Here is a 6,688-nt window from a genome sequence, read left to right as displayed (position 1 = left end):
GGAAGGGAGGTGGGCGGAGCGGAGGTTGAAGGGTTTTGCCGAGGTGCAGGAGGTGTTGGAAGGGATGCTTCGGGAAAGGTATGCCCCCCGTACACAGACGCTTACACATAAATCTTGACACGACCGGAAGCCATGACCAGAATCAGAAGGGGCTACACCCTTAGTTTTGACGAAAAGGAGCACCGGTATCTTCTCAGGACCCCTACGGGGGAGGAAAGGGTTCTGCCGTCCGTCACCCGGATCATCTCCCTGCTTTCCAAACCCAAGGTGCACGAATGGGCCATGGACCTTATGGCCCGGCACATCATGGACAACTACACCCCCGGCATGACCCATGAAGAGATGCTCTACCTGGTCCAAGAAGGCCAGGAACTTCACCGCAGGGAAGCCCGGGGAGCCGCCCAGACCGGCAGTGAGGTGCACGATTGGGTAGAGGCTTTTCTTCAGGGAGTACCCCGGGGATACCCGGTAGACCCCAAGGCGAAAACAGCGGTGGAGCGGTTCCTTGAGTGGTGGGGGACTACGGGCCAGAAGTTTCTGCTTTCCGAGGCCATCGTTGCTCACCCGCCCCTGGGATTTGCGGGGAAGGTGGACCTTGTTCTCTCCGATGGTACCCTTGTGGACCTCAAGACCTCCAAGGCCCTTTACCCCGAGTACGACTTTCAGCTTGGGGGCTACGCTTTGGCCCTGGAGTGGTGGGAAGGTATCCGCCCTCCCAAGGGGCTCCTGGTGCGCCTGGGGAAGGATGGGGCCTTTGAAACCCGGGAAGTGAACCTCACCAGGGCCAGGGAAGCCTTCCTTGGCCTGCTACAGGTCTGGCGCTATTTGTCTACCACAGAGGTGAAAGGCTATACTCTCACCTGAAAGGAGGTGAGGATGAAGCGGCTAACCCTCATCGGCCAATCCCTAATCTGGGCTCTGGCCCTGGTAGGGCTGGCAGTGGCGGCTGGTGGCGGTTGGGTTTGGTGAAGGTTGCAACCCCCTGGGGTTTCCCCAGGGGGTTCCAGTGCTATGAACGGGAAAGCCTGGGTTCTCACAGGGATTTTGGCGGTCTTTGCCCTGGGGTATCTCCTGGGGCAGTATCCGCCGGTGCGTTTTTGGGATGTGGTGTTTTGGGCGGGGGTGGTTTTTCTCCTCTCCCTTATGGATGTTCCCCTGCCATTTGTGGGCAGGGTGACTATGGGTTTTGTGGGGGCTTTGGCGGCTTCCACGATTTTCTGGCCCAACTGGGCTTTTGTGGTGGGGGCCTTAGGGTACTTTGCTTCCCGTCCCGTCTGGTATAAGGAGCTTTTCAACCGTCTTCAACTGGGCGTCAGCGCCGGAACTGCCAGCTTTGTGTACTACTCCCTGCCTTCTCCTCTAACTGCTCCTTTTACGGCGCTGGCCTATTTCCTGGTGAATACCCTCTCCGTTCTGTTCTTGTTGTGGACCCTGGGCATGGACCCCAGGTCCATGTGGAAGAGGCAGTACCGGTCCTTTGCCATAGCCTATGTGGGCCTTTCTCCCCTGGCGTTCCTCATGGCGGAACTGTACCGCTCCTGGGGAGGATGGAGCGTCCTGGTGATGCTCATCCCTGTGGTCTATGCCTGGCAGATGTGGCGGTACCAGACCCGTCTTATCCAAGCGGTGAACGCTATGATTTACAGCCTGGTGAACCTGCTGGAAGCCCGGGACCCTTACACGGCCCGGCATTCCGAAAGGGTAGCCGCCATCGCTGTGGATATCGGACGGGAGATGGGGCTTCCCCCTGAGGACCTGGACCTTCTGGAAAGGGCCGCCAAGCTTCACGACATCGGCAAGGTGGGGATTCCCGACGCTGTGCTCAGGAAGACGTCCCATCTTTCCCCGGAGGAGTGGCATCTGATGCGCTCTCACCCGGTGATGGGGGAGGTTTTGCTGTGGCCCCTTTTCCCTTACCTGGGTCAGGTGGGTCCGGGTGTGCGGTACCACCATGAGCGGTGGGACGGCAGGGGATACCCAGAAGGTTTAGCGGGACACGATATACCCCTCCTGGCCCGCATCATTGCGGTGGCGGACGCCTACGAGGCCATGACCTCAGACCGCCCGTACCGAAGGGGGAAGTCCCCCGAAGAGGCTTTGAAGGAAATCCAGGACCTTGCCGGGGTTCAGTTTGACCGGGATGTGGTCAGGGCTTTTGAGCGGGCGTGGCGTAAGGACCCTCCCTGGAGGCGCAAGGAGCGTTTTTTCACCGTGGCATGACCGGAGCGGCTCTCTTTTCCCTGGGTCTGGGAGCGCTGTTGCGGTATCTGGGGGTTCGGTGGGGGACACCCTTAACTCTTCGCCACTTCTGGCTTCCCCTCTCAGTCCTGGCCGTGGAGGTCCTGGGGGTGCTTATGGGATTTCCCCTGCAAGGGTTGGTGTACCTGGGAGTTTTTCTTTGGCTTGCCCTTAACTGGCATCCCATCTTTCTCCCTTCCCTCCTGGGTGCCGGGTTAAATGCCCTGGCCATCCTGCTGTATGGGGGTATGCCCGTGGACCCCGTGGCTTTGGAAAGGGCAGGTTTGGCCCATACCGTTTCCCATCTGGCTTCCAGGGGGGACGGTTTGCACTACCTGGGGCTGGCTTTCCCGCTGGGGGACTGGATAGCGCTACCGGGCCGGGTGCTGTCCCCGGGGGACCTGCTTATCTGTCTGTCCCTCTTTCTGGTGGCTTTACGGGGAGTGAAGGTGGTGAGGGAGTAGCCATGGTACCTGATGGGGTTTGGAGGTTGCTTAAGGACATGTACCGCATAAACCGGCCAGTGGCGGAAAGCTGGGAGAAAATCTTTAAGACTTTCCCCCGGTGGCGTCTACCTCTTCTGGTGGAGAGGTTCAAGGAGGAAGCCCACTTCATGGGTATTCCCGTGCCGGGGTTTCTTCCCAAAAGAGCCAGGGTGGGTTATGTTAGGGGTCAGTTCAGGGCAGAGCTGGTCGGGGTTTGGAAGGAGGCTTGGAGGCTTGTGGATTCTGCCCGTTTCACCGACCCCGAGTGGGCTATGGAGTGGAGCGTGCGCCTGAACCGCTCTCCCCTGGAGAAGGTTCCCGTCCTGCTGGATGAGATGCGCCGGTCACGGACAAAACCTGTACCTTAGCAGGGGGTTGTTATGCGGGAATACCCGGTGTCGGAAAAGCCTCTTCTTTGGCGGGACCTTTTGGTGTCTGGGGGTTCTCATCAAGGTAGCCCCTACGGGGCTGACCTAGGGATAGACAGGGGAGCATCTACTGCCTTCATGGATGTTGCGTGGTTGGGGTTGCCCCTATGGGTGCTGGAGCATCCGCAGTACCTCATCCTGGCGGCCCTGACGGGGTTTCTAGCCAGCGGGGTGCGTTTCCCCGCAGATACCAGGTGGGTTGGGATGCTTCTGCTGGTGCTGGACTTTGGTGCATCGGTGGCCTTTGGGGTTTCGGCGGGTGAGCGGACCTTTGCCCTTACTCGCAACCCCGATGCCACGGCGTTGGGGAGCGTTCTCACCGCTAGTGGGGGTGGTTTTCTGGCCGCCCTAATCGGACGGTATCTGCTTTCCCGTGCAAATGACCGAGGAGGTGCCAATGAGCTATGAAACCCTGGACACCCTGGGCCGCAGAATGGTCCAGAAGCTCAGGGAAGCGGCGGGGGCTCCCCAGAATGCCCCCGCTTACCTCTTCTGGGGACAAACTCCAGAGGAACTGTGGAAGGTCTTGCGGGATTTTGCCCAGAATGAAGCCCTTAGAGCAGGTATTCCGCCCGAAATCCTCTTCCCTCTACGCTCCGTAATCACAAGGGACAGGTACACCGTCATGGCTATCCTCTTCCACCGAGGGAAACTGCACCTAACGGGTGCCCGGGTTCAGGTGATGCCCACAGCAAAAGCATAGAAACCCCCCACTGAGGTCAGTGGGGGGAGTATGAGATTACCTTATGAGAGCCAGGGCTAGAGTTATGGTAAACGCTAGCCCCAGACCGGAAGCGAATATCACTCGCCCCCAGTTTATCACTGAGATTCACCTCCTTTCCTCTGAGATTGCCCGTATTATACCACGGTGTTAGAGTAATGGGGGAGGTAATCTCATGGTAGCGGTGCTGGATCGTGATACGGAGAAGGTGTACAGGCAGGGTTTGGCCTATGCGGGGGCGGGTCTTTTGCTGAAGGGGAAGGTGCGGGAGGGTTTTGCTCTTATCCTGGCTTCTCAGGCCCTTTATTCCCGTCAGCTTTCCGAGGTGATGGGGAAGCTGGACGAGGGGGATATTGACGAGGCCGTCTGGCTTGCTTTCGGCTACACCCATCACCCCACGCTGGAGAAGCGTCCCCCTTTACTGCCCCCTGAGGGAGGGTGGAAGCCCTTGTGGAGGCTTATGGCGAGGGAGAACCTTAACGGCAGGGAGGAGCCTGGGGCTACCCTGGTGGCCCTGGCCCACACTGCCCATCTGGGGGAGCTTACCGCCGTCCTGGTGACAGACGAGAGAAGGGGCTTTGCCAAGGCCCTGGAGGTGGCTAAGGCGATACTGGAGTACCGGCCCATGGCCTTCCGCTACGGGCTGCATCAGGTTTCCGGTGCGCTTCCCCAGACCAGGTGATGAAACCCATGCTAATCTCAACCTGACGGGGTGGCCTATGCTGGCGAAGCAGAATCTCAGGCTGTCTGAGGTGCATCTCATTCTTTCCCTTGCCCTTGTGGCGGCAACCTTGTTCGGCCTAACCGAAAAGGACCTCAAGCCCTTTTCCCCCTTAATGGCCCTTCTGGCCCTGGCCTACGGTCTGGCCTGGTCCTACCTTCGCTTTGGCCGCCCCCGGTTCTTCAAGACCGGGGCACGGGTGTTCGCCGCCATCGCCTTCGCCTTTTTCGCCCTGGCGGAAGCGGTCCTTCTCCTGAGCCTCTTCATGCGGTGGGACACCGTGGCCTTTGCCCTGGCCCTCGGTTTTCTCCCTCTTCTGGGTGCCCTCTGGACCACCCTACAGGTTTCGCCTGTGAACCAGGTGCCCGGGCAGACGGCCCTTGCGGGTGAGCGGGTGGTTCCCGTTTCCCAAGGCCGGGTGCACCTGGGGAGGAGCGGAGTGTCCCTTGAAGGGGTAGACTTCGCCGAGCTTTCCCGGAAGCTTCGGGAGCGGGTCATCGGCCAGGAGGAGGCCGTGGATGCCCTTATCCGGGGGCTCAAGCGGAAGGCGGCAGGCTTTGGACGCAAGGGTAAGCCCTTTTCCGCCATGCTTCTGGGACCTACGGGAACCGGCAAGACCGAGCTGGCTAAGGCGCTGGCGGAGAGCCTGGGGCGTCCCCTGGTGCGCTACGACATGAACGCCTTCGGCCAGGAGCATACCGCCGCCCTGCTGGTGGGGTCTCCGCCGGGGTATGTGGGTTCCGACAAGCCCGGCAGGCTTTACGAGGACCTCCTTCGGGCACCCGAAGCGGTGGTTCTGTTTGACGAGATGGAGAAGGCCCACCCCTTTGTTCTGGACCCCCTTTTGCAACTTCTGGACGAGGGGCGCTTCCAGGAGCTTTCCCAGGGGCTGGTGGTGCAGGCTTCGGATGCGGTTCTGCTCTTCACCACCAACCTTCTCACGGAAGTGCCCGAGGGGGCGGACCTCCGGGGCCTTCTGGTGGCCCGGGGTTTGAGGCCGGAGTTCGTGAACCGGGTGGATGAGGTGGTGGCCTTCCGTCCCTTTACCCGGGAGGTGCTTCTGGAGGTGGCGAGGCGGCATCTTCTGGGCTACCTGGAGGGGTGGAAGAGGGCGAGGGGTTTGGCTTTCCGCCTGGAAGTGGACGAGGCGGTGCTTCACCGCCTGGTGTCCCTGTGCGACCTGCGGTTTGGAGCCCGGGACCTGCAACGGGTGATAGAGGGTACCGTGGGGGATGCCCTGGCGGATGCTTATCTCCGCCGTGGGGGTAGGAAGTTTTCCCGTCTGAGGATTTACCTGGACGGGGACAACCTGGTGGCCGTTTTGGATGCTTTGCCCGTAGGGCAAACAGATTTGCGTAAGCAAGAAGACTGACTACCGCCTGAGCAGTTGCCCCGTGTTCCAAATGGTGCCCACCAGGTGCCCGTGTCCCCCGATGGTGAGGGCCAGGGCATAGGACAGCAGGGGGTCATCTGTAAGACGGTTCAGGAAAACCGTTTTCAGGGAGATGAGGCCCAGGTCCACCAGGGGCATGCCCCAGGGACCGAGGGTGAGAGCCCTGGCGTACAGAAGGTTCCCCTCCCGGTACCCCTTTTCCAGACCCTTCAGAGTGGTAGCCAGGTCCCCTAACAGCGCCATTCCGTAGTACACCAGGACCCAGGGCCACTCGTCCTTAAAAAGGGAGGGGTTTTCCAGCCCGAGTGCCAGGGTATATACCGTGAGAAGCCCTATCAGCAACCAGGGCATTGTTCAGGAAGCGGAGAGCCGTAGAAGGCTCCGCAGGTTGTTGCTTCCAGCCACCAGGTGAACCATCCCCAGGACAAAGGCGGCCTGGAAGAAACCCCAGGTAGCCCCCGTGAGGAGCAGTATCAGAAGGCTCATGAAAGGCAACCCCCAGATTCCCAGCCTCAGGAAAACCCGGGCCAGGGGGTTTTCTTCCCTGCCCCCCAGATCCAGGGCCTCGAGGGTGGTCCACAGGTCCAGCACCAAACCCCCGGCATACACGTAAAGACCCCACGGGTAAACGGGGAAGCCGAGGTGAACCCCGAGAACTCCCAGAAGGGCACCTATAAAGCCCAGACGCCACCACATGCTCTC

At 60.4% G+C, this 6,688-nt stretch carries 9 protein-coding genes and 1 pseudogene; 8 read left to right on the top strand and 2 right to left on the bottom strand.

The genetic code is table 11. The features are described from left to right. From WKI94_RS05715 to WKI94_RS05680, 8 genes and pseudogenes are all read left to right on the top strand, one after another. Window positions 1–118 (top strand): annotated as a pseudogene (locus WKI94_RS05715) (IS256 family transposase); the annotation flags it as partial. Window positions 119–132: 14 nt separating this feature from the next. Beyond that, complete coding sequence (locus WKI94_RS05710; RefSeq protein WP_337844806.1) at window positions 133–864, top strand: hypothetical protein; 732 nt, start codon at window positions 133–135, stop codon at window positions 862–864. A gap of 258 nt (window positions 865–1,122) precedes the next feature. Continuing rightward, entirely contained in the window at window positions 1,123–2,220 is a 1,098-nt protein-coding gene (locus WKI94_RS05705; RefSeq protein WP_337844805.1) for an HD-GYP domain-containing protein, read from the top strand. Further along, window positions 2,217–2,702: a DUF5317 family protein gene (locus tag WKI94_RS05700; protein WP_337844804.1), complete on the top strand. Its 486-nt coding sequence runs from the start codon at window positions 2,217–2,219 to the stop codon at window positions 2,700–2,702. The genes WKI94_RS05705 and WKI94_RS05700 overlap by 4 nt, the downstream gene beginning before the upstream one ends. A 26-nt stretch (window positions 2,703–2,728) precedes the next feature. Next, entirely contained in the window at window positions 2,729–3,091 is a 363-nt protein-coding gene (locus WKI94_RS05695) for a hypothetical protein (RefSeq protein ID WP_126201406.1), read from the top strand. 439 nt (window positions 3,092–3,530) lie between these two features. Continuing rightward, window positions 3,531–3,854: a hypothetical protein gene (locus WKI94_RS05690; protein ID WP_126200742.1), complete on the top strand. Its 324-nt coding sequence runs from the start codon at window positions 3,531–3,533 to the stop codon at window positions 3,852–3,854. A gap of 193 nt (window positions 3,855–4,047) precedes the next feature. Continuing rightward, a complete protein-coding gene (locus tag WKI94_RS05685) occupies window positions 4,048–4,554 on the top strand; it encodes a hypothetical protein (protein ID WP_019549940.1) in 507 nt (168 codons plus the stop codon). Window positions 4,555–4,651: 97 nt separating this feature from the next. Further along, window positions 4,652–5,965, top strand: coding sequence for an AAA family ATPase (locus tag WKI94_RS05680; protein ID WP_337844803.1), 1,314 nt, complete (start codon window positions 4,652–4,654; stop codon window positions 5,963–5,965). Here WKI94_RS05680 and WKI94_RS05675 read toward each other — a convergent pair whose 3' ends face one another. Together WKI94_RS05675 and WKI94_RS05670 are read right to left on the bottom strand one after the other, a co-directional pair. Further along, window positions 5,966–6,337: a hypothetical protein gene (locus tag WKI94_RS05675; protein WP_337844802.1), complete on the bottom strand. Its 372-nt coding sequence runs from the start codon at window positions 6,335–6,337 to the stop codon at window positions 5,966–5,968. Window positions 6,338–6,340: 3 nt separating this feature from the next. Beyond that, entirely contained in the window at window positions 6,341–6,682 is a 342-nt protein-coding gene (locus WKI94_RS05670; protein ID WP_337844801.1) for a hypothetical protein, read from the bottom strand. Window positions 6,683–6,688: the final 6 nt, after the last annotated feature.

Source organism: Thermus sp. (assembly GCF_037444525.1).
Lineage (GTDB): Bacteria > Deinococcota > Deinococci > Deinococcales > Thermaceae > Thermus.
Note: the sequence above shows the minus strand (reverse complement) of the source record. Positions and strands in the feature narration are given on the sequence as shown.

Coding starts and splice junctions, on each gene's coding strand:
- WKI94_RS05700 (WP_337844804.1), top strand. CDS start 2,217: ATGACCGGAGCGGCTCTCTTTTCCCTGGGTCTGGGAGCGCTGTTGCGG.
- WKI94_RS05670 (WP_337844801.1), bottom strand. CDS start 6,682: ATGTGGTGGCGTCTGGGCTTTATAGGTGCCCTTCTGGGAGTTCTCGGG.
- WKI94_RS05685 (WP_019549940.1), top strand. CDS start 4,048: ATGGTAGCGGTGCTGGATCGTGATACGGAGAAGGTGTACAGGCAGGGT.
- WKI94_RS05690 (WP_126200742.1), top strand. CDS start 3,531: ATGACCGAGGAGGTGCCAATGAGCTATGAAACCCTGGACACCCTGGGC.
- WKI94_RS05710 (WP_337844806.1), top strand. CDS start 133: ATGACCAGAATCAGAAGGGGCTACACCCTTAGTTTTGACGAAAAGGAG.
- WKI94_RS05675 (WP_337844802.1), bottom strand. CDS start 6,337: ATGCCCTGGTTGCTGATAGGGCTTCTCACGGTATATACCCTGGCACTC.